This is a genomic window from Pseudomonas sp. CMR5c, from assembly GCF_003850545.1.
Taxonomy (GTDB): Bacteria; Pseudomonadota; Gammaproteobacteria; order Pseudomonadales; family Pseudomonadaceae; genus Aquipseudomonas; species Aquipseudomonas piscis.
The window spans coordinates 94,927-114,502 of sequence record NZ_CP027705.1; the positions used below are offsets into that span (position 1 = coordinate 94,927).

Below are 19,576 nucleotides of genomic sequence, written 5' to 3' on the forward strand. Positions count from 1 at the left end.
GTTCACAGGTTGTACTGCTTGCGTTTGCGATACAGCGTCGAAGCGTCGATGCCCAGGGTCTTGGCGGCCTGGTCCAGGGTGTCGCTGGTGGCCAGTACCGCGCCGATGTGGGCCTTCTCCAGTTCATCCAGGCTCAGCGCGGCGCCGATCCGCGGGGCGTTGTTGGTGGGCTGCTCGGCCATGCCCAGGTGGCTGATTTCCACCCGCTCCTGGGGACAGATGATGCTCGCGCGTTCCACCACGTTGCGCAGTTCGCGGATATTGCCCGGCCAGCGGTAGTTGAGAAGCGCTTCCCGGGCTTCGTCGCTGAAGCCGCGGGCTGGCCGCGAGTACTCCTTGACGAAGCGCGCGAGGAAACGATCGGCCAGGGTCAGGATGTCCTCGCTGCGTTCACGCAGGGGCGGCAGGTGCAAGGTGATGACGTTCAGGCGGTACAGCAGGTCTTCGCGAAAGCGCCCATCGCGCACCATGTCTTCCAGGTTGAGGTTGGTGGCGGCGAGGATGCGCACATCGGCCCGACGAGTCACCGGATCGCCGACACGCTCGTATTCCTTGTCCTGGATGAAGCGCAGCAGCTTGGGTTGCAGGGTCAGCGGGAAGTCGCCGATCTCGTCGAGGAACAAGGTCCCGCCGTCGGCCTGGTTGACCCGGCCCAGGGTGCTTTCGCTGGCGCCGGTGAAAGCGCCCCGGCTGTGGCCGAACAGCTCGCTTTCCATCAGTTCGGCTGTCAGCGACGGGCAGTTGATGGTCACGCAGGACTTCTTCGCGCGTTTGCTCCAGCCATGGATGGCCCGGGCCAGCTCGCCCTTGCCGGTGCCGGACTCGCCGAGGATGAGGATGTTGGCGTCGGTGCTGGCCACCTGGCGTGCGGTTTCCAACACCACCTTCATGGCTGGGCTGTGGGAGTCCAGGCCGTCGCTGGGTTTGCGCACTTCGCCTTCCAGGGCTTCCAGGCGCGCCGAGAGCTGGCGTACCTCCAGCTGCTTGGCGGTGGCCAGGCGTAATTGATCGGGGCTGCAGGGCTTGACCAGGTAGTCGGCGGCGCCGGCCTGGATCGCATCCACTGCGGTGTCCACGGCGGAGTGTGCGGTGACGATCACCACCCGCATCCAGGGAGCCTGGACGCGCATCTGGGCCAGGACGTCGAGACCGTTGTCTTCACCCAGGCGCAGGTCGAGGAAGCACAGGTCGAACACCTGGCGCTGCAACAAGGTATCCGCCTGGGCCGCGCTGTTGGCGGTGGCGACGGTATAACCCTCATCTTCCAGGCAGTAACGGAAGGTGCGAAGGATGGCGGATTCATCATCCACCAACAGGATGCGGCCTTGATTTTCCGGCGCTGACTCCATTTTTCCTGGGCTCCTTATATAGACGATCTTATTTAGTCCCGGAAAAATCGGGCAAGTTGCAAGGTTGATTCTGATCCATTCTGCGGCTTGCAGGTTAGATCTCTCCGAGGCGAATAGCTAACCCACTGAAACAAATGATGTTTTCAATAATGGGGCGATTCCGCTCAGATGCCGGTCTGTATCAGGCTGCTCGCCGTTCGGCAAAGTTCCCACCACAAGTCAGAAGGTGTTCGATCCTGCACAAGGCGATCGTGCATTTCGCACGGCCCGGCAAGCGGGCATCGTGCAGGATGCGTCTCGTCAGGTTTCGATGAGTTTGCATAACTATATGATTTTATTGGTTTTTTTATTTGTTACAAAGCTGGCATGCAGCCTGCAATACCTCTCCCACATTGCATAACAACATCTCAACCGCTGTGGGAGGTATTTCAGGATGAATCGCCAACGTCTCGCCCAAATGCGTATCGCGCCGCTGCACTTGCAACAAGGCCTGTTCGCCAGCCTTGCCCTGCTGGTCACCCTGATCGCCGGGCAGCAATTGCAGCGCTGGCAAGACAGCGAAGCGCCCGCTCCCCGTGTAGCGGTCCAGCACATGACCCAGACCCATTTCGCCCCGGTGAGCGGCCAGTTCACCGAAGCACCCCTTGCACAATTGATGACCGTCGACCAGGCACAACCGGTGCTTGAGTCGCCCCGCGAGGAGCGCTGGGTGTTCTAGACGGCCTGGGCACCGCGGTCGTGCCGGCCTTGCGGCGGCGTCGACTGTCCATGCAGGTAGCGTTTCCTATAAAGAAGAGTAAGGAGAATCATCATGCTGAGTTGGGCAATCACATTCCTGATCATCGCCATCGTCGCTGCCGTGTTGGGCTTCGGTGGTATCGCGGGTACGGCCACCGGAATCGCCAAGATCCTCTTCGTGGTGTTCCTGGTGATGTTCATCGCTTCGTTCTTCTTTGGCCGTCGCGGCCGGGGCTGACCATGGGGTTCTCCTACAAGACCCTGGCCGCTGTCGTGCTGCTGGGCGCCAGTACCCTGGCGAGCGCAGCCAACGACGGCCAGGCACGCGCCAACCAGTTGCTGAACTCGGATCCACAGTTCCGCAAGACCTGGCAAGACGTCGTGCAGAAGGAAGAGCGCCTGCCCGAATGGGTGATGAACCTGTCGGGCGAGGCCGAGCAAATGAATGCAGTGCAGGAGGATGGCGACAAGTACCTGGTGGGCCCCCTGTGCGAAACCGCCCAGAGTTGCCGCAACCAGCGCCTGATCGTGGCCTTCGGTTTCGATAAAAAGCATGCCTATGCATTGCTGGTGGAAGTGCCTGCGGGGCTGCCCGCCGACAAGTCGCCCACCCGGCATGCCAACTACCGGTTTCTCGGCAAGCCCGAGCCCGGTATGCAGGAATTGCTTAAAGAGCAGCTGAGAAAGGACCCGAACTGGTATTGAGTCCGGGTCAGTCGAATAGACGAAAGGGCCAGGTGCGCTTTCGGCTGTTGCACGACCCGAGGAGGGCACGTGCATGACCAGGGGGCCGGGACGTTCTGATCCACCAGAGATCGGAGTGACCTAGGGGTACAGGGAGTGCCTCCGCGAGGGCCGGGTCAGGAAAAAGCGACGGCGCAAGCTCCCAGGTCGGCATCGACCTGATGAGCTTGCGGCGTGCTTGGACAGGAAAAAGACCCGATCTAGAGCCCTTGGCAAGAAAACCCACAGTGCGAACTGAAAAATCTTCCTTTGACTCCGGTCAAACGTTACCTGGTGTTTCTCTGCGACCGTATATCGAGAAACTTTCCGGGAAATCCGGAAGGTTCAAGGGCACCCGAAACAGAACATTCCTAAATTTTTTAGACCTTTTCCTGACCCTTCCGACAAGCCTGCACGCCGCCTGAAATGGCCGTTTCACGGCATTCTGGCCTGCCGAAATGTCGTATTCGAACCGGTTGGGACGCTCGTTTTGTTTCGAAAAACTCATGCCGATTCGGCATAGGGTAGGCGTTTACGGCATTAGACGCGCCACCCTTGCATCGGAATAGTTGCGCCTTTTTTCGCCTGCAGAGAGCCGTCATTGCTCGCTCGGGATGACCTTATACGGGGGCCGATGCACAGACTTTTCCGCCATTGAGCGTTGCAGTTCGCGCATCTGCCCGAGTCCAACTGAAGTAAGGGTAATGATATGAAGAAGGCCAAATTAAGCCTCGCCTGGCAGATCCTCATCGGTCTGGTCCTGGGTATTGCGATCGGCGCACTGCTCAATCATTTCAGCGCTGAAAAAGCCTGGTGGATCAGCAACGTCCTGCAACCTGCGGGCGATATCTTTATCCGCTTGATCAAGATGATCGTGATCCCGATCGTCATTTCCTCGCTGGTGGTAGGCATCGCCGGTGTCGGCGACGCCAAGAAGCTGGGCCGCATCGGCCTCAAGACCATCATCTACTTCGAGATCGTGACCACCATCGCCATCGTCGTCGGCCTGCTGCTGGCCAACCTGTTCCATCCGGGCGCAGGCATCGACATGAGCACCCTGGGCACCGTGGACATCTCCAAGTACCAGGCCACCGCGGCCGAAGTGCAGCATGAACACGCCTTCATCGAGACCATCCTCAACCTGATTCCGTCGAACATCTTCGCGGCCATGGCCCGCGGCGAGATGCTGCCGATCATCTTCTTCTCGGTGCTGTTCGGCCTGGGCCTGTCGAGCCTGCAGGCCGACCTGCGCGAGCCGCTGGTGAAGATGTTCCAGGGCGTTTCGGAAACCATGTTCAAAGTCACCCACATGATCATGAACTACGCCCCCATCGGCGTATTCGCACTGATCGCGGTGACTGTCGCCAACTTCGGTTTCGCCTCGCTGCTGCCTTTGGCCAAGCTGGTGATCCTGGTCTACGTGGCCATCGCTTTCTTCGCCTTCGTGGTCCTGGGGCTGGTCGCACGCCTGTTCGGCTTCTCGGTGATCAAGCTGATGCGCATCTTCAAGGATGAGCTGGTGCTCGCCTACTCCACCGCCAGTTCGGAAACCGTGCTGCCGCGAGTGATCGAGAAGATGGAAGCCTACGGCGCGCCGAAGGCGATCTGCAGCTTCGTGGTGCCTACCGGCTACTCCTTCAACCTCGACGGCTCGACCCTGTACCAGAGCATCGCGGCGATCTTCATCGCCCAGCTGTACGGCATCGACCTGTCCATCAGCCAGCAACTGCTGCTGGTCCTGACCCTGATGGTCACTTCCAAGGGTATCGCCGGGGTTCCGGGCGTGTCCTTCGTGGTCCTGCTGGCCACCCTGGGCAGCGTCGGCATCCCGCTGGAAGGCCTGGCCTTCATCGCCGGTGTCGACCGCGTGATGGACATGGCGCGTACCGCCCTGAACGTGATCGGCAACGCCCTGGCGGTGCTGGTGATCGCTCGCTGGGAAGGCATGTACGACGACGCCAAGGGCCAGCGCTACTGGAACTCCCTGCCGCACTGGCGCAGCAAGGAGAAGCTGCCAGCCGGCGAGATCTCCAAGGGCTGAGCCGCCTGACGCCCGCCCGCCACCCTGGTGGGCCCGCGCAACAGACGAACCCCGGTCGATCCGGGGTTTGTCGTTTCTGCAGCCCCCGCTATCATTCGCGGCATCTTCCGAGGGATATGACCGATGCTCAATGGCCTGTGGCTTGGCTTCTTTATCGTTGCAACCGTTTCCGCCCTGGCGCAGTGGCTGGTGGGGGGCAACGCCGGGATCTTCGCCGCCATGGTGGAAAGCATCTTCGCCATGGCCAAGCTGTCGGTGGAGGTCATGGTGCTGCTGTTCGGTACCCTGACCCTGTGGCTGGGCTTCCTGCGGATCGCCGAGAAGGCCGGCATCGTCGAATGGCTGGCCAAGGTCCTCGGCCCGCTGTTCAAGCGCCTGATGCCGGAAGTGCCGCCGGGCCATCCGGCCCTGGGCCTGATCACCCTGAACTTCGCCGCCAACGGCCTGGGCCTGGACAATGCCGCCACGCCCATCGGCCTCAAGGCCATGCGCGCCCTGCAAGAGCTCAACCCCAGCGCCACTACCGCGAGCAACGCGCAGATCCTGTTCCTGGTGCTCAACGCATCGTCCCTGACCCTGTTGCCGGTAACTATCTTCATGTACCGCGCCCAGCAAGGCGCGGCGGACCCGACCCTGGTGTTCCTGCCGATCCTGCTGGCCACCAGCGCCTCGACCCTGGTGGGCCTGCTGTCGGTGGCGGTGATGCAGCGCCTGCGGTTGTGGGATCCGGTGGTACTGGCCTACCTGGTTCCCGGTGCCCTGGCACTGGGGGCTTTCATGGCGCTGCTGGCGAGCTTGTCGGCGGCGGCCCTGGCATCGCTGTCGTCGATCCTCGGCAACCTGACGCTGTTCGGCCTGATCATGCTGTTCCTGGTGGTCGGCGCGCTACGCAAGGTCAAGGTCTACGAGGCTTTCGTCGAGGGCGCCAAGGAGGGGTTCGACGTCGCCAAGAACCTGCTGCCGTACCTGGTGGCCATGCTGTGCGCCATCGGCGTGCTGCGGGCTTCCGGCGCCCTGGACTTCGGTCTCGACGGGATCCGCCACCTGGTGGCCTGGGCCGGTTGGGATACGCGCTTCGTCGATGCCCTGCCCACCGCCATGGTCAAGCCGTTCTCCGGCAGTGCGGCCCGGGCGATGCTGATCGAAACCATGAAGAGCCAGGGCGTGGACAGCTTCCCGGCGCTGGCGGCGGCGACCATCCAGGGCAGCACCGAAACCACCTTCTATGTGCTGGCGGTGTATTTCGGTGCGGTGGGTATCCAGCGGGTCCGGCACGCCGTGGGCTGCGCCCTGCTGGCGGAATTTGCCGGCGTGGTCGCGGCGATCGCCGTCTGCTACTGGTTCTTCGGCTGATCCTGCGCCGGCCTGCCGGCGCAACGGACCTCAGCGTTTCCCCACCTGGTTGCCCTGCCCCACGGCCCAGTCCACCACCTGTCGGGCCAGCACGTCGCTGGCCTGGCCGAACCCGGTCACCACTGCCGGCACCTGGTTCTCGGCCAGCGGCTGGCGTACCTCGAAGCGTCGGCTGGCGAGGATCTTCTGGTCAGCACCACGAATCAACCGCGCATCCAGGCGTATCACCACCTGGGCGGCCTTGCCCTGGTATTCGGTCTGGAACGCCTGCAGATCGCCGCCCAGGGCCAGATCGGTCTGCAAGTTGCTGTCGTCGGTGCTCAACAGCTGGACCCGGCCATCGCGCTGGAACCCGTCCAGCAGCCGGTTGCGCAGCAGGATCGGCGCCGGGTCGGTCCAGCGGGAGGCCTTGTAGCTGCTGAGCAGGTCGCCCTGGGGGATCACCGCGATCCGCGCACTGTTCAGGGCATCGCTGGCCTGGGGCTTGAGCAGTTGCAGCGACCACGGCAGGGCCTTGCCCGGGGTGCTGGCCTGGCCCACCGGCAAGCGGTAGATATCCAGCGGCTCGCTCTGGGGCAGGATCGAGCAGCCACCAAGGGCCAGGACGGTCCCCAGGGCCAGGGGGGCAAACAGGCGGCTGGCACGCATCATGGCGTGAACTCCTTGTTCTTCTCGTTACCCAGCAGGTAACCACCGGGGTTGGCTTCCAGGCGGCGGGTGATGGCCCGCAGCGAGCTCATGGTCTCGCGCAATTCGCGCACGGCCGGTGCCAGGCCATTGAGGCCCTGCATGCCGTTGCTCAGCGAGTCCTGGTTGTCGTTCAGCAGCTGGTTGAGGGTGGCGCTGCTTTGCTCCAGGGAGCGCATGGCCTGCTGGGCGCTGCCGAACATCTGCCGGCCCTGGTCGTTGAGCAGGCCGTTGGCGTTGCGCATCAGCGCGGTGGTCTGCTCAAGCATGGCGCTGGTCTGCTTGGTGATGGTCCCCAGTTGCTGCATCAGCTGGCGCAAGTCGTTGCGCTGCTCGGCGATGCTGGCGGTGGTCTTCTGCAGGTTATCCAGGGTACTGCCGACCCGGTCCACGTTCTCCGGGGAGAACAGCTGGTTGGCGTTGTGCAGCAGCAGGTTGACCCCGGTCATCAGGTCGTCGCTGTTGTTCAGCAGCCGGGCGATGGGCGATGGGGAGGCGGTGATGCTCGGCAGATGGCCGTTCTTGCCCTTGAGCGGCGGGCTTTGCGGGGTGCCGCCGCTGAGCTGGATGATCGAGGTGCCGGTGATGCCGGTCAGCGCCAGTTTGGCCTGGGTGTCTTCCTTGATCGGCGTGTCGCCGCCCAGGCGGATCTGCGCCAGCACCCGGCGCGGGTCCTTGGGATCCAGGCGCAGGTTGACCACGTCGCCGACCTTGATCCCGCTGTACTGTACCGAGCTGCCCCGGGACAGGCCGCTGACCGCTTCGTTGAAGACGATCTCGTAGTCCTGGAAGGCGCTGTCGACGCTGGACTTGGCCAGCCACAGGCCGAACAGCAAGGCGCCGGCCACCAAGATCACCGTGAACAGGCCGATCAGTACGTGATGGGCTCGGGTTTCCATATCATCCCTCGTTGGTCGGTGTCGCGGCCTGGTACGCCGCGCGGCCCCGGGGGCCGTGGAAGTATTCGTGGATCCAGGCGTCCGCAGTCTCGGCGACGATATCGATGGCATCGGCCACCAGCACCTTCTTCTGCGCCAGTACCGCTACCCGGTCGGTGATGGTGTAGAGGGTATCCAGGTCATGGGTGACCAGGAACACGCTCAGGCCCAGGGCATCGCGCAGGGTCAGGATCAGTTGGTCGAAGGCGGCGGCTCCCACCGGGTCGAGGCCGGCGGTGGGCTCGTCGAGAAACAGGATGTCCGGGTCCAGGGCCAGGGCGCGGGCCAGGGCTGCGCGCTTGATCATGCCGCCGGACAGCGACGCCGGGTACTTGTCGGCCGCCGACAGCGGCAGGCCGGCCAGGGCCAGCTTCACTGCCGCCAGGTGCTCGGCGTCGGCGCGCGACAGACCGGCATGTTCGATCAGCGGCAGGGCGACGTTCTCGGTCACCGTCAGCGAGGTGAACAGCGCGCCCTTCTGGAACAGCACGCCGAAACGTCGCTCCACCAGCGAGCGCTGTCGCTCCGGCAAGCTCGGCAGGTCCTGGCCGAATACCCGTACCGAACCCTCGCTGGGCTGGCGCAGGCCGACGATACTGCGCAGCAAGACCGACTTGCCGCTGCCCGAGCCACCGACCACGCCGAGGATCTCGCCCTTGTACACGTCCAGGTCGAGGTTCTCGTGCACGCTCTGCTGGCCGAAGCGGTTGCACAGCCCGCGAACCTCGATCACCGCTTCGGCGGGCGCGCGCGGCGGGCGGCTCACCAGCCCATCTCCATGAAGAACAGCGCGGCCACGGCGTCGATGACGATCACCACGAAGATCGACTGCACTACCGCGGAAGTGGTGTGTGCGCCCACCGACTCGGCGCTGCCACTGACCTTGAAGCCCTCCAGGCAGCCGATGGCGGCGATCAGGAAGGCGAATATCGGGGCCTTCACCAGGCCCAGGAGAAAGTGTTTCACGCCGATATCCGAATGCAGCAGCGAGAGGAACATCGCCGGTGAGATGTCCAGCGACAGCGCGCAGACCACCCCGCCGCCGATGATGCCCGAGAGCATCGCCAGGAAGGTCAGCATCGGCAGCGCCACCAGTAGCGCCAGGACTCGGGGCAGCACCAGCAATTCCATGGGGTCCAGGCCCAGGGTGCGAATCGCGTCGATTTCCTCGTTGGCCTTCATCGAGCCGATCTGTGCGGTGAAGGCGCTGGCGGTACGCCCAGCCATGAGGATGGCGGTCAGCAGCACGCCGAATTCGCGCAGGAAGGAAAACGCCACCAGGTCCACGGTGAAGATGCTGGCGCCGAATCCAGCCAGCACCGTGGCGCCGAGGAAGGCCACCACCGCCCCCACCAGGAAGGTCAGCAAGGCGACGATGGGCGCGGCGTCCAGGCCGGTCTGCTCGATATGCGCCACCACCGGGGTGATGCGCCAGCGCCTGGGATGCAACAGGCCGCGGGCCAGGGTCTCGAGGATCAGGCCGATGAAGCCCAGGGCCTTCAAGGTGTCGTGCCAGACGGTGTAGACCGAGCCGCCGATGCGCGAGAGCAGTTGTATGCCCACCGGGATTTCCGGTTGCTTGACCGGCACGCAGAAGTCGTTCAGCGAGCTGTAGACGGTTTGCAGCAGGGCACGGTCGGCGGCGGACAGGGTGCAATCGGGATGCTCGGCGCTGCGTCCCAGGCGCTCGGCACCCAGTAGCTCCACCAATAGCGAGGCGCCGGCGGTGTCCAGGGCGCCGAGGCCATTGAGGTCGATGTGGGTGTCGCTATCGTAGCGCCCGGCCAGGGATTGGCTGAGGCGCTTCAGGTCGCTGTAGTGCGCCAGCGTCCAGTCGCCGTGGATGCGCAATTGCGCCGGAGAATGGGCAAGATCCAGTTGAGCGGTGCCGGGCGTCACGCTGGTAGTCATAAGCTCCAAGCTTGTATGGCCATTTTGCAGTGCTACGTAATAGCACGATCCACATTACTTTGCCTCGCCGGGCTTGGCCGCCTGTTGATCTGGATCGTCGATCTGGAAGCGCAGCACGCCGATCACCTGGCCGTCCTCGGTGACGACCCGGACCTGCCATTTGCCGGCGGGGTTGGCCGGGAAGTTCTGCTTGTGGGACCAGGCGCGGTAACCCTCCTTGCGCCCGCCGTGGATGTCCAGGGCGATGCGGTCCACCTCGCTGCCGTTGAACTGCCAGACATGGTAGATGCGCTCGTCCAGGCCCCGCGGCGCGTTGATCGCGGTGTAGGCATACAGGCCATTGCCACGCACCTGGCTGGCGCTGAGGGTTTGCAGGCTGGCGCCTGGAGTACGGTCCTGGAGCTGGGTACTGATGGCGTCCTCGGTCAGCCACAGGGTGGCCGGTGGCACCCAGGAGCGCAGCAGCCAGCCGGTGCCGCCGATGGCCAGGGTGATGCACAGTACGGTCAGGGCGCTGCGTACGCTGCGGATCGGCAGGATCGAGGCCAGGCTCGGGAAGGACAGCAACATGGCGGTGCCCAGGGCCAGCTTGAAGCTCTGGGCGGTGGTCAGGTGCAGGATCAGCGGCAGCGCCGTCAGCAGCACGGCGAACAGCGTCAGCGTATGCAGGGCCAGGAACAGCCAGCGGCGAGGGGCCAGCCACTTGTAGTACAGCGGGTCGGTGATGGACACCAGGGCCGCGGCGCCCAGTAGCCCGGTGAACGCCAGTTGGCCGCTGTTCCAGCTGGTGGTGATGAAAAAGAACGGCAGGACGAAGAACAGGCTTTCCTGGTGGATCATCTGCGTGGCATAGCGCAGCAGCGGCTGCGGGATCTCGCGCTTGAAAACCTGGGCGAACAGCTGGGTCAGGCTGTTTTCCAGCATCAGCCAGACCCAGCTCACCAGCATGATGATGGCGATCCATGAGGCCAGGCCCTGTTGCCGGTCCACCAGGATGAAGCTGCAGACCCCCGAGATGAAGCCGCCGAGTGCGATGACCCCGGGGTAGCGCTTGATCAGTTCCAGCAGGCGCTGTATGTGTCGGTTCCAGTCGGGCATCGGCAGCAGGTCACGGTCAGGGTGGGAAAAAGCGCGACAGGATAACGTTGGCGGCTGCCCGTGGCGAGGGAGTCCACCCGCTCCCGGATGGGAAGCGGGTCGGCCCGGCCGATGGGCATGGCGGTACCGGTTTTCGGGCTGTCATGCAGCGCCCTGCCAGGGTCAGCTGGTGCGCCGGCGCAGCAGGCCCGCGCCCACGCCGCCCAGCACCGCCAGGATCAGCAATCCGCCCAGCATCCAGAGCACTTGCTCGTCGCTCAACAGGGGTTTTTCGATCCGCAGGTAGCCCGGCTGTTCAAGCAGTTGGTGCAGGGCCTGGTTGGCCTGGTCCAGGGTCACGGCGCGCAGGGCCTTGGCCGGATCGCTGAAACGCCCATCGTCAAGATCCCCCAGGGCACTCCAGTAGTAGTCCGCCAGGGCGCTATTGCCCTGCACCGCCCAGGCCTGGCGATCGATGGCGGCCTGCTTCAGGCGGGCGAAGGCGGCGGGGTCCAGGCCGTCCTTCAGCAAATGTGCCCGCAACTGCTCGACTACCTGCCGTGCTTCGTCCAGGTCATCGCGCTCCAGGTCGGCGTTGAGGCTGAGGAACCCGACACCACCGAAGACTTCGCGATCGCTCCAGGGGCCGTAGGACAGTTCATGCTCCAGGCGCAGCTGGCGGTACAGGGCCCAGTCCAGGTAATCCTTGAGCAGGTCGAAGGTCTCGCTGTGCTGTTGCTCCAGCACCGGCTCGGGGAACAGCCAGTGCAATTGGGCGCTCTGCCCCACCCAGCCACGGATCAGGCTGCGCGCCGCTGCGGCATGGCCCTGCATTTGTGGCAGCTGCGGGTGTTCGCTGGGCTCCACTGGCTCCAGGGCGCCGTAGGTGCGCTCCAGATAGGCGGGCAGCAGGCGATCCAGTTCGCCCACCACGATCAGGCTCATGTTGTTGGGGGCGTACCAGTCCTTGCGCACCTGCTCCAGCCGGGCCAGGGTCAGGTGGCTGACTTCGGCTCGCTCGGCGCACTTGAGCCCCAGCTCCACCGCCAGCTGGTTGCTGGCCTTGTGGCCCAGGTCCTGGCGGTCGAGCCAGCGTTGCAGGTGCGAGTAATGGCCGCCGTCTTCACGCTCCACCACGCGCTTGGCGCTGGCCAGGGCCTTGTCGTCCAGGCGGGTGTGGGTCAGTAGCGACAGCAGCAGGTCGAGGACCTTGCGCTGGTTGCGCGCCGGGGCCTCGATCACGAAGGTGGTATCGGCATTGCTGGTATAGGCGTTCCATTCGCCGCCCAGGGCTTGCATGCGTTCTTCCAGGCCACCCTCGCCGCTGGCGTCGATACCGCTGAACAACAGGTGCTCGAGCAGGTGCGGCAGTTCCTTGTCGGTGCAGGGGAAGTCATCCAGGCCCACGCCGACTACCAGGCGGATCGCCACGTGGCCGCGTTCGCTGCCGGGCTTGAGCAGCACCTGCAAGCCATTGGGCAGGGTGTAGTCTTCGACCTGGAAGCGATCCAGGGCCCATCCTTGTGCACTGCCCAACAGCAGGCAGGCGAGTAACAGACAACGCATAACAAGAACTTCCTTACGGCGTGCGTAAGTTGTAGAGACTGCACATGACCCTGGACGTTCAGGGCGAATGGGTGATGTCGCTCATGTCCTCGACCTCCAGGGCCCCGGTATCCGAGGTTTCCAGCACGACATAGGCGCTGCTGCAGAACAGCGAGTTGAGGCGCTTCATGTCGGCGATCAGTTCCAGGTGCAGGGAGCTGGTCTCGATGCTCTGGACGATCTTGCGTTGCAGGCGGCTGACGTGGGCGTGGGCCAGGCGCCGTTCCTGGGCGCGGAAACGGCGCTTCTCGCGCAGCAGTTGCCGGGCGCTCTCCGGATCGGCACTGAGGAACACCGAGAGCCCCAGGCGCAGGTTGGCGATCAGCTGGGCGTGCAGGCCGGTCAGTTCCTCCAGGCCGACCTCGGAGAAGGAGCGGCGCTGGGAGGTTTTCTGCTGCTGGACCTTGCGCAACATGCGCTCGATCAGGTCGCTGGCCAGCTTGAGGTTGATCGCCAGTTCGATGATTTCCGCCCAGCGCCGGCTGTCCTGGTCGCTGAGGTCTTCGCGGGGCATCTGTGCCAGGTACAGCTTGATGGCGCTGTACAGCGCCTCGACGTCGTCGCTCAAGGCCCGCAATTCCTGGGTGATGGCGGTCTGCTTGCCGCGCAGTACGTCGCCCATGGCTTCGAGCATGCTGTCCACCAGGTCGCCGATGCGCAGGGTTTCCCGGGCGGCGTTGGCCAGGGCCAGGCTGGGCGTGACCAGGGCAGTGGGGTCCAGGTGGCGCGGCCGTGCCCGGCCATTCTCCTGGGCGCGCTCGGGCAGCAGCCAGGCGCAGAGCCGCGCCATGGGGCCGACACTGGGCAACAGCAGCAGGCAACGGGCGGTGTTGTAGAGCAGGTGGAAGCCGATCACCACTTCCTGGGCACTGAAATCCAGGCTGTCCATCCAGTGGGCCAGCGGATCGAGGACCGGGATGATCAGCAGCAGGCCGATCAGCTTGTACAGCAAGCTGCCCAGGGCCACCTGGCGCCCGGCGGCGTTCTGCATGCTGGTGCTGAGAAAGGCCAGCACGCCGCTGCCGATGTTGGCCCCGATCACCAGGCCGATGGCCACCGGCAGGCCGATGACCCCGGCTCCGGCCAGGGTGGCGGTGAGCAGCACGGCGGCCAGGCTGGAATAGGAGACCATGGCGAACACCGCGCCCATCAGCGCATCCAGCAGGATGTCGCCGGTCAGCGAGGCGAACAGCACCTTCACCCCCTGGGCATGGGTGATGGGTGCGGCAGCTTCCACGATCAGTTGCAGGGCCAGGATGATCAGGCCCAGGCCGATGCCGACCCGGCCCAGTTGGCCGGCGCGGGTCTGCTTGCGCGAGAGGAAGAACATCACCCCGATGAAGATCAGCAGCGGCGAGAGCCACGACAGGTCGAAAGTCAGCACCCGGGCCATCAGGGCGGTACCGACGTCGGCGCCGAGCATGGTGGCCAGGGCCGGGGTCAGGCCCATCAGGCCCTGGCCGACGAAGGAGGTCACCAGCATGGCCGTGGCGTTGCTGCTCTGGACCATGGCCGTTACCAGGATCCCGGCGATGAACGCCAGCGGACGCCGGCTCATGTTCTGGCCGATCACGTGCCGCAGGTTGGAACCGTAGACCCGCAGGATCCCGGTACGCACGATATGCGTGCCCCACACCAGCAGGGCCACGGCGGAAAGCAGATTGAGCAGGGTCAGCATGCACGGCCCCCCTGGGGTGAAGAGCCCCAAGCGGGGCCAATGGACGTTGCTGCGCGCGGTTCTAGGTTATGTATGTAAGCTTTAGTCGGCTAACGCACAGGGCGCCAGCATCGCATAGCTGTTCCGGCGACTGAAACATAACTGTTATGAAAGCGTCATGTACCGGACAAGCAAAAGGGGCCCGAAAGCCCCTTTTTCATTTCAGCGATTCCAGCGCATTCGGTTTATTGACCGGGAATGTCCTTGCGCAGTTTCACTGGATCCACTTGTTTTTTCTTCGCCAGGTTGGTGCGCAACTTGATGTTGATGACTTCCACCGCCAGGGAGAAGGCCATGGCGAAGTACACATAGCCCTTGGGCACATGCACGTCGAAGGCTTCGGCGATCAGTACGGTACCGACCACCAGCAGGAACGACAGCGCGAGCATCTTCAGCGATGGGTGCTTGTCGATGAATTCGCTGATGGTGCCCGAGGCCAGCATCATCACCAGCACCGCGACGACGATCGCCGCCACCATTACCGGCACGTGGGAAACCATGCCCACCGCGGTGATCACCGAGTCCAGGGAGAACACGATGTCGATGATCGCGATCTGGATGATGGTGTAGATGAAGTTGCCGCCCTTGCCCTTGGGTTCGTCGCTGGACTCATCCTCGCCTTCCAGGGCGTGGTACATCTCCTGGGAGCTTTTCCACAGCAGGAACAGGCCACCGAAGAACAGGATCAGGTCACGCCCGGAGATACCCTGGCCGAGCACGGTGAACAGGTCGTCGGTCAGGCGCATGACCCAGGTGATCGACAACAGCAGCATGATCCGCGTGATCATCGCCAGGGCCAGGCCGAAGATCCGGGTGCGGGCCTGCATGTGCTTGGGCATGCGGCTGACCAGGATCGAGATCATGATGATGTTGTCGATGCCCAGGACGATCTCCAGGGCCGTCAGGGTGAAGAAGGCAACCCAGATTTCCGGGTTGGTCAGCCATTCCATGTGTGTTCCTTTGAGCGAGGGTTATGGCCCCGTCCGACGATCGGCCAGGGCGAAGAATCTGTGGTCTTTTATAGAGTGCTGAACAGGGGAAATATTCCCATCAACAAGGCGGCGAGCATTATGCACAGGCAGACCAGCACTGCCCACTTGAGGGTGAAGCGCTGGTGATCGCCGAACTCGATGCCGGCCAGGGCCACCAACAGGTAGGTCGAGGGTACCAGCGGGCTGAGCAGGTGTACGGGTTGGCCGACGATCGACGCGCGAGCCATCTCCACCGCGGTGATGCCGTAGTGGCTGGCGGCCTCGGCCAGTACCGGCAGGACCCCGTAGTAGAAGGCATCGTTGGACATGAAGAAGGTGAACGGCATGCTCACCAGGGCGGTGATGACCGCGAGGTAAGGGCCCAGGGCCTCGGGGATCACCGCCAGCAGGCTCTTGGACATGGCGTCGACCATGCCGGTGCCGGACAGGATGCCGGTGAAGATCCCCGCAGCGAAGATCAGCCCGACCACCGCCAGCACGCTGCCGGCGTGGGCCGCGACCCGGTCCTTCTGCTGCTGCAGGCAGGGATAGTTGACGATCATGGCGATGCTGAACGCCACCATGAACAGCACGGGCAGAGGCAGCAGGCCGGCGATCAGCGCGCACATCAGGGCGAAGGTCAGGGCACCGTTGAACCAGATCAGCTTCGGCCGGCGGGCGTCGGGGAACTGCGAGACGCTGATCTCGCTATGGTCCACCTCGTCGCCGACCAGGTGCAGTTCGCCCAGGCGAGCGCGCTCGCGCTTGCCGTACAGGTAGGCGATGGCCAGGATCGCCACCACGCCGGCCAGCATCGCCGGGATCATCGGCACGAAGATATCCGAAGGGTCCACGTGCAGCGCACTGGCGGCGCGGGCAGTGGGACCGCCCCAGGGCGTCATGTTCATCACGCCGCCGGCGAGGATGATCAGGCCGGCCATGATCCGCGGGCTCATGCCGATGCGGCTGTACAGCGGCAGCATGGCGGCCACGCAGATCATGTAGGTGGTGGCGCCGTCACCGTCCAGCGATACCACCAGTGCCAGCACCGCGGTGCCTACCGAGACCTTCAGCGGGTCGCCCTTGACCAGCTTGAGGATCTTGCGCACTGCAGGGTCGAACAACCCGGAGTCGATCATCAGGGCGAAGTACAGGATGGCGAACATCAGCATCACGCCGGTGGGGGCCAGCTTGGTGATGCCTTCGAGCATCATCGGGCCGATCTTCGGCGCGAAGCCACCGAACAGGGCGAACAGGATCGGCACGATGATCAGGGCGATCAGCGCCGACAGGCGCTTGGTCATGATCAGGAACATGAACGTGATGACCATGGCGAAGCCAAGGAAAGTCAGCATGGGAATACTCCAGGCGTAGCGCGGCTAGGGAATGTCGGACCGGGTGGGTTCAGCGCGGGACGGCAAGCACGAGGCGTACGGGAGCAGGGATAGCGAACAGGCGGGTACGAGCGGACATCAGAATCACCATTGTTGTTGTTAATTGGACCGGGAGCGCTGAGCGCCCGCTGTGGCCAGCCGGTCTGTCGCCGGCAGTGGGGGGCGATGCTAATGGGGCAAGCTTTCAGCCAGCTTTCGCCGAAGAAAGGAAGTCGGGGCTGTGGCAATGCCCGACAGGCGGCATACAGTGAAGGACTTCAAGGCAAAGGAGGCAGGGACATGGACCCATTGCACAGTGGGGGCTGCCATTGCGGCCGGGTGCGTTATCAATTCAGCGGGCCGTTGCAGGATATCGCCCACTGCCATTGTTCGATCTGTCGTCGGGTCAGCGGCGGCTTGGTCACGACCTGGATCACCCTGCCCGCCTCGGCATTCAGGTGGCTGGCGGGCAACCCGGCCCGCTATGACTCGTCCGCCAGTTGCGCCCGGTATTTCTGCGCTGATTGCGGGGCGCACCTGGCGCTCATCACCCAGCTGAGCCCGGACAGCATCGACGTCACCATCGCCACCCTGGATCATCCGGAGCAGGCCCCGGCACAGCGGCATATCTGGACCGACAGCCGCCTGCCCTGGCTGCACCTGGACGAGCACTTGCCGCAGGAACCGCAAGAAGCCCTGTAGCCCCAGGCTGCGCCCGAGCGCGCAGTGGTCGAGAGGCTCTCAAGACCACCAAGCAAGGCCTGCGGTCCTTTTCGCTCGGCTGCGGTTATGGCAGTTCCAGACCGCCGGCGGCCTTGTGCAGCGCCCGCAGGTGTTCGCCCACCTGCTTGAGGTTGGCTTCGTTGGCGGCGATCTCGGCAGCGCGGGCTGGTTCCAGCAAGGCCCGCACTTCCTTGTCCAGGTCGCCGGTCAGGGATTGCAACTGCTTCTGCCGCTGGCTGCTCTCGGCCTCCAGGCGCCGCCATTCTCCAGGTTGCGGCAAGCCATAGCCGCTGCTACCCAGTAGCTCCGCCGGGCGGCTGAGAAAACCGCTGTTGGCGAGAATCTGCTGCAGGGTCTGGTTGGCCTTCTCCATGCCGCCATTCTTCAGCTCGCGGGCGCCCAGGTAACGTTGCTTGACCTCGTCCTGGGCCAGCAATAGCTGGCGGCGAAAGCTCGCCTGCTCCAGGAGCAGCAAGGCGGCGCTGGTGCGCAGGTCGGCCTGGGCGAACCACTGGCGGCGTTGCTCGGCGCTCAGTGACAGCCAGTCCTCGACGTTGGCCTGCTTGATCGGCAGGTTCTTCCTGATGACCTCGAACATCGCCTGGTAGCGATCGCGGAACGAGTCGAAGCGATAACCCAGGCGCAGGGCCTCTCGGGGATCGTCGAGCACGCTGGTATCGGCCAGTCCCCTGCCCTTGAGCACTTCCAGCAGGCCATTGGGCATGATGCTGTCCAGGCCGACCAGTTGCTTGTTGTTGCTGCCGCTGCGCAGCAGCTTGAGGCTCTCCACGGCGCAGTTGTTGGACAGGAAGTAATAGTTGCCGTCGTAGCTCCAGTGCATCTCGGCGGCGTGTTCCACCACTTCCTCGATCTCGCTGCGCGAGAGTTTCAAGGGTACCGAGGCCAGGCTGCGCAGCTCGGTCTTGGTGTATTCGTCGATCACCTGGGCCAGCGGCAGGATGAACAGCCGCGACGGGTACTTGCCCACCAGGCCATCCCAGCTGGAGAGCTGCACGTCGCCGACGAAGGCGCGATAGGACAGCACCAGGTGCTGGTCCAGGTCCAGTCGGCAGTCTGGTCCACGGGGCCGGCCCGGGGCACAGATCACCAGGCGCAGCATGCTGTGGCCCCAGCGACTGACCCAGTTCTGGTTGGCTTCGGCCAGCAGGTAGTCCACCGCGTAGACCCGCTCCGGGTCGACCTTCCCCAGGGGCGTCTTGGCGAAGTCGTTGCCCGCATTGAGGAAGGCGAAGGACTTGGCGCAAGTGTCCTTGGCAGCGGGCGCCCAGCCGAAATGTTCCTGGTAGTAGCGGTAGAGCGCCGGACGCCGGCAGGCGTAGCTCGGGTCCAGGAGGAAGTACTCCATGTTCACCGCGACGAACTCTTTGGGGTTGGTCGTCTCGTAGAGGTCGGGGCTGCGGGCGATCTGGCGGTTGTGCTGCTCGCGCTCCCCGCGGCGGCCGACGTACTGCTGCCAGCCGGCCAGGTCCAGCAGGCGCGGGTCGTCGCTCAGGGTGAAGCGGCGATCGTTCTGGCCACGGCAGGCGTCCGGCAGGCCGATCAGGCCGGTGGTGCCGTTGTTGCGGGTGCAGCGTTGGATCAGGTTGCGTTCGGCGCTGGGCCAGAGGCGCGCACGATCATAGATATGGGTCAGCTCATGGAGCACGGTGGCAAGCATTTCCCGGCGCACGGTGCCATGGGGGCGGCTGGTTTTCTGGGTGGCGGCGGAACCGTCGGCAAGGCTCGGCAACAGTGCGCGGTTGAGGTCCAGCTCCGCTACCAGGGAGGCTTCACCGTAGGCGTTGTCGGGCATGCGATCGGTCCAGCCGACGGCGATGGTGCGATCCAGCTGCTGGATGAAGCGTGGCGGCAATGCCTGCATCGCTTCGTCCAGCAGGGCCTGGCTGGCTTGTTGCTGCTGCGGGGTCAGGCCATCGGTCTTCAGGCGCAGCTTGAGGTCGGCCTGGGCGGTGCCGCAGAGCAAGCCCAGGGTCGTTGCCAGCAGCCAGGCGCGCAGCGGCTTCACAGGGCGAGGATGGCTTCGGCCAGTACCTGGTCGCTGGCATCGCGGGCTTCCGGTACGCGGGCCCGCAGGGTGTCGAAGGCGGCTTCCAGCTGGGCGCCACGGATATCGCCGTTGCTGGCGACGAAGCTGGCGGCGTCGTCATGGGCTTCGCGCACGAGCTTGGAGTCACGGATCGAGGTGGTGGTGTCCGAGGTGAAATCGATGGTGCGACCGAAGGCACGGACGATGATGTTACTGGTGGCCACCAGGGTATGTGCCTGGGCCACGTCGGCCAACAACAACAGGCCGAGGGTGGCGGCAATCAGCGGGCTACGCATGGGATGACTCCGGGGGTACGGGGATAG

The 19,576-nt window shown here is 64.3% G+C and carries 18 protein-coding genes; 6 read left to right on the top strand and 12 right to left on the bottom strand.

What is annotated here, in order from left to right:
• Positions 1-2: 2 nt before the first annotated feature.
• On the bottom strand, positions 3-1,349 hold the full coding sequence (gene algB / locus C4K40_RS00490) for a sigma-54-dependent response regulator transcription factor AlgB (protein ID WP_022642717.1): 1,347 nt from the start codon (positions 1,347-1,349) through the stop codon (positions 3-5).
• Between the two features lie 433 nt (positions 1,350-1,782).
• Between algB and C4K40_RS00495 the strand changes: the two genes are divergently transcribed.
• The 5 genes from C4K40_RS00495 (at position 1,783) to C4K40_RS00515 (ending at position 6,204) form a co-directional block, all read left to right on the top strand.
• Positions 1,783-2,067, top strand: coding sequence for a hypothetical protein (locus C4K40_RS00495; RefSeq protein ID WP_031321043.1), 285 nt, complete (start codon positions 1,783-1,785; stop codon positions 2,065-2,067).
• Between the two features lie 93 nt (positions 2,068-2,160).
• The gene (locus C4K40_RS00500; protein WP_003170804.1) at positions 2,161-2,325 is read left to right on the top strand and encodes a DUF1328 domain-containing protein; all 165 of its coding nucleotides are present in this window, start codon (positions 2,161-2,163) and stop codon (positions 2,323-2,325) included.
• A gap of 2 nt (positions 2,326-2,327) precedes the next feature.
• The gene (locus C4K40_RS00505; protein ID WP_053137930.1) at positions 2,328-2,792 is read left to right on the top strand and encodes an inhibitor of vertebrate lysozyme family protein; all 465 of its coding nucleotides are present in this window, start codon (positions 2,328-2,330) and stop codon (positions 2,790-2,792) included.
• Between the two features lie 727 nt (positions 2,793-3,519).
• Positions 3,520-4,851 carry a glutamate/aspartate:proton symporter GltP gene (gltP, locus tag C4K40_RS00510; protein ID WP_022642721.1) on the top strand — a complete coding sequence of 444 codons (1,332 nt, stop codon included), beginning with the start codon at positions 3,520-3,522 and terminating at the stop codon, positions 4,849-4,851.
• Positions 4,852-4,974: 123 nt separating this feature from the next.
• The gene (locus C4K40_RS00515) at positions 4,975-6,204 is read left to right on the top strand and encodes a nucleoside recognition domain-containing protein (RefSeq protein WP_022642722.1); all 1,230 of its coding nucleotides are present in this window, start codon (positions 4,975-4,977) and stop codon (positions 6,202-6,204) included.
• 30 nt (positions 6,205-6,234) lie between these two features.
• Here C4K40_RS00515 and C4K40_RS00520 read toward each other — a convergent pair whose 3' ends face one another.
• The 9 genes from C4K40_RS00520 to C4K40_RS00560 form a co-directional block, all read right to left on the bottom strand.
• The gene (locus C4K40_RS00520) at positions 6,235-6,855 is read right to left on the bottom strand and encodes an ABC-type transport auxiliary lipoprotein family protein (RefSeq protein WP_022642723.1); all 621 of its coding nucleotides are present in this window, start codon (positions 6,853-6,855) and stop codon (positions 6,235-6,237) included.
• On the bottom strand, positions 6,852-7,790 hold the full coding sequence (locus tag C4K40_RS00525; protein WP_022642724.1) for an MlaD family protein: 939 nt from the start codon (positions 7,788-7,790) through the stop codon (positions 6,852-6,854). The genes C4K40_RS00520 and C4K40_RS00525 overlap by 4 nt, the downstream gene beginning before the upstream one ends.
• 1 nt (position 7,791) lies before the next feature.
• A complete protein-coding gene (locus C4K40_RS00530) occupies positions 7,792-8,595 on the bottom strand; it encodes an ABC transporter ATP-binding protein (RefSeq protein ID WP_022642725.1) in 804 nt (267 codons plus the stop codon).
• Positions 8,592-9,740 carry an ABC transporter permease gene (locus tag C4K40_RS00535; RefSeq protein ID WP_031321044.1) on the bottom strand — a complete coding sequence of 383 codons (1,149 nt, stop codon included), beginning with the start codon at positions 9,738-9,740 and terminating at the stop codon, positions 8,592-8,594. The genes C4K40_RS00530 and C4K40_RS00535 overlap by 4 nt, the downstream gene beginning before the upstream one ends.
• A 54-nt stretch (positions 9,741-9,794) precedes the next feature.
• Positions 9,795-10,838: a DUF5924 family protein gene (locus C4K40_RS00540; RefSeq protein WP_022642727.1), complete on the bottom strand. Its 1,044-nt coding sequence runs from the start codon at positions 10,836-10,838 to the stop codon at positions 9,795-9,797.
• Positions 10,839-11,000: 162 nt separating this feature from the next.
• The gene (locus C4K40_RS00545) at positions 11,001-12,383 is read right to left on the bottom strand and encodes a pitrilysin family protein (protein ID WP_053137934.1); all 1,383 of its coding nucleotides are present in this window, start codon (positions 12,381-12,383) and stop codon (positions 11,001-11,003) included.
• A 58-nt stretch (positions 12,384-12,441) separates the two neighbouring features.
• Complete coding sequence (locus tag C4K40_RS00550; protein WP_053137937.1) at positions 12,442-14,100, bottom strand: Na/Pi cotransporter family protein; 1,659 nt, start codon at positions 14,098-14,100, stop codon at positions 12,442-12,444.
• A gap of 224 nt (positions 14,101-14,324) precedes the next feature.
• Positions 14,325-15,089 carry a TerC family protein gene (locus tag C4K40_RS00555; protein ID WP_053137940.1) on the bottom strand — a complete coding sequence of 255 codons (765 nt, stop codon included), beginning with the start codon at positions 15,087-15,089 and terminating at the stop codon, positions 14,325-14,327.
• A 68-nt stretch (positions 15,090-15,157) separates the two neighbouring features.
• Positions 15,158-16,465: a CitMHS family transporter gene (locus C4K40_RS00560; protein WP_022642730.1), complete on the bottom strand. Its 1,308-nt coding sequence runs from the start codon at positions 16,463-16,465 to the stop codon at positions 15,158-15,160.
• Between the two features lie 318 nt (positions 16,466-16,783).
• On the opposite strand from C4K40_RS00560, the gene C4K40_RS00565 reads away from it, so the two are divergent.
• Positions 16,784-17,185 (top strand): GFA family protein, encoded by a 402-nt coding sequence (locus C4K40_RS00565; protein ID WP_053137943.1) that lies wholly within the window; start codon positions 16,784-16,786, stop codon positions 17,183-17,185.
• A gap of 85 nt (positions 17,186-17,270) precedes the next feature.
• Here the strand turns inward: C4K40_RS00565 and C4K40_RS00570 are convergent, their stop codons facing one another.
• Positions 17,271-19,232, bottom strand: coding sequence for a DUF4105 domain-containing protein (locus C4K40_RS00570; RefSeq protein WP_053137946.1), 1,962 nt, complete (start codon positions 19,230-19,232; stop codon positions 17,271-17,273).
• Positions 19,229-19,549 carry a DUF2388 domain-containing protein gene (locus C4K40_RS00575; protein WP_022642733.1) on the bottom strand — a complete coding sequence of 107 codons (321 nt, stop codon included), beginning with the start codon at positions 19,547-19,549 and terminating at the stop codon, positions 19,229-19,231. Before C4K40_RS00575 ends, C4K40_RS00570 begins: the two co-directional genes overlap by 4 nt.
• Between the last annotated feature and the right edge of the window lie 27 nt (positions 19,550-19,576).

What these genes read in the sequence shown, in the direction of transcription:
- C4K40_RS00540 (WP_022642727.1), bottom strand. Translation starts at nt 10,838, where the DNA reads ATGCCCGACTGGAACCGACACATACAGCGCCTGCTGGAACTGATCAAG.
- gltP (WP_022642721.1), top strand. Translation starts at nt 3,520, where the DNA reads ATGAAGAAGGCCAAATTAAGCCTCGCCTGGCAGATCCTCATCGGTCTG.
- C4K40_RS00535 (WP_031321044.1), bottom strand. Translation starts at nt 9,740, where the DNA reads ATGACTACCAGCGTGACGCCCGGCACCGCTCAACTGGATCTTGCCCAT.
- C4K40_RS00520 (WP_022642723.1), bottom strand. Translation starts at nt 6,855, where the DNA reads ATGATGCGTGCCAGCCGCCTGTTTGCCCCCCTGGCCCTGGGGACCGTC.
- C4K40_RS00565 (WP_053137943.1), top strand. Translation starts at nt 16,784, where the DNA reads ATGGACCCATTGCACAGTGGGGGCTGCCATTGCGGCCGGGTGCGTTAT.
- C4K40_RS00495 (WP_031321043.1), top strand. Translation starts at nt 1,783, where the DNA reads ATGAATCGCCAACGTCTCGCCCAAATGCGTATCGCGCCGCTGCACTTG.
- C4K40_RS00525 (WP_022642724.1), bottom strand. Translation starts at nt 7,790, where the DNA reads ATGGAAACCCGAGCCCATCACGTACTGATCGGCCTGTTCACGGTGATC.
- algB (WP_022642717.1), bottom strand. Translation starts at nt 1,349, where the DNA reads ATGGAGTCAGCGCCGGAAAATCAAGGCCGCATCCTGTTGGTGGATGAT.
- C4K40_RS00500 (WP_003170804.1), top strand. Translation starts at nt 2,161, where the DNA reads ATGCTGAGTTGGGCAATCACATTCCTGATCATCGCCATCGTCGCTGCC.
- C4K40_RS00550 (WP_053137937.1), bottom strand. Translation starts at nt 14,100, where the DNA reads ATGCTGACCCTGCTCAATCTGCTTTCCGCCGTGGCCCTGCTGGTGTGG.
- C4K40_RS00555 (WP_053137940.1), bottom strand. Translation starts at nt 15,089, where the DNA reads ATGGAATGGCTGACCAACCCGGAAATCTGGGTTGCCTTCTTCACCCTG.
- C4K40_RS00575 (WP_022642733.1), bottom strand. Translation starts at nt 19,549, where the DNA reads ATGCGTAGCCCGCTGATTGCCGCCACCCTCGGCCTGTTGTTGTTGGCC.
- C4K40_RS00560 (WP_022642730.1), bottom strand. Translation starts at nt 16,465, where the DNA reads ATGCTGACTTTCCTTGGCTTCGCCATGGTCATCACGTTCATGTTCCTG.
- C4K40_RS00505 (WP_053137930.1), top strand. Translation starts at nt 2,328, where the DNA reads ATGGGGTTCTCCTACAAGACCCTGGCCGCTGTCGTGCTGCTGGGCGCC.
- C4K40_RS00545 (WP_053137934.1), bottom strand. Translation starts at nt 12,383, where the DNA reads ATGCGTTGTCTGTTACTCGCCTGCCTGCTGTTGGGCAGTGCACAAGGA.
- C4K40_RS00515 (WP_022642722.1), top strand. Translation starts at nt 4,975, where the DNA reads ATGCTCAATGGCCTGTGGCTTGGCTTCTTTATCGTTGCAACCGTTTCC.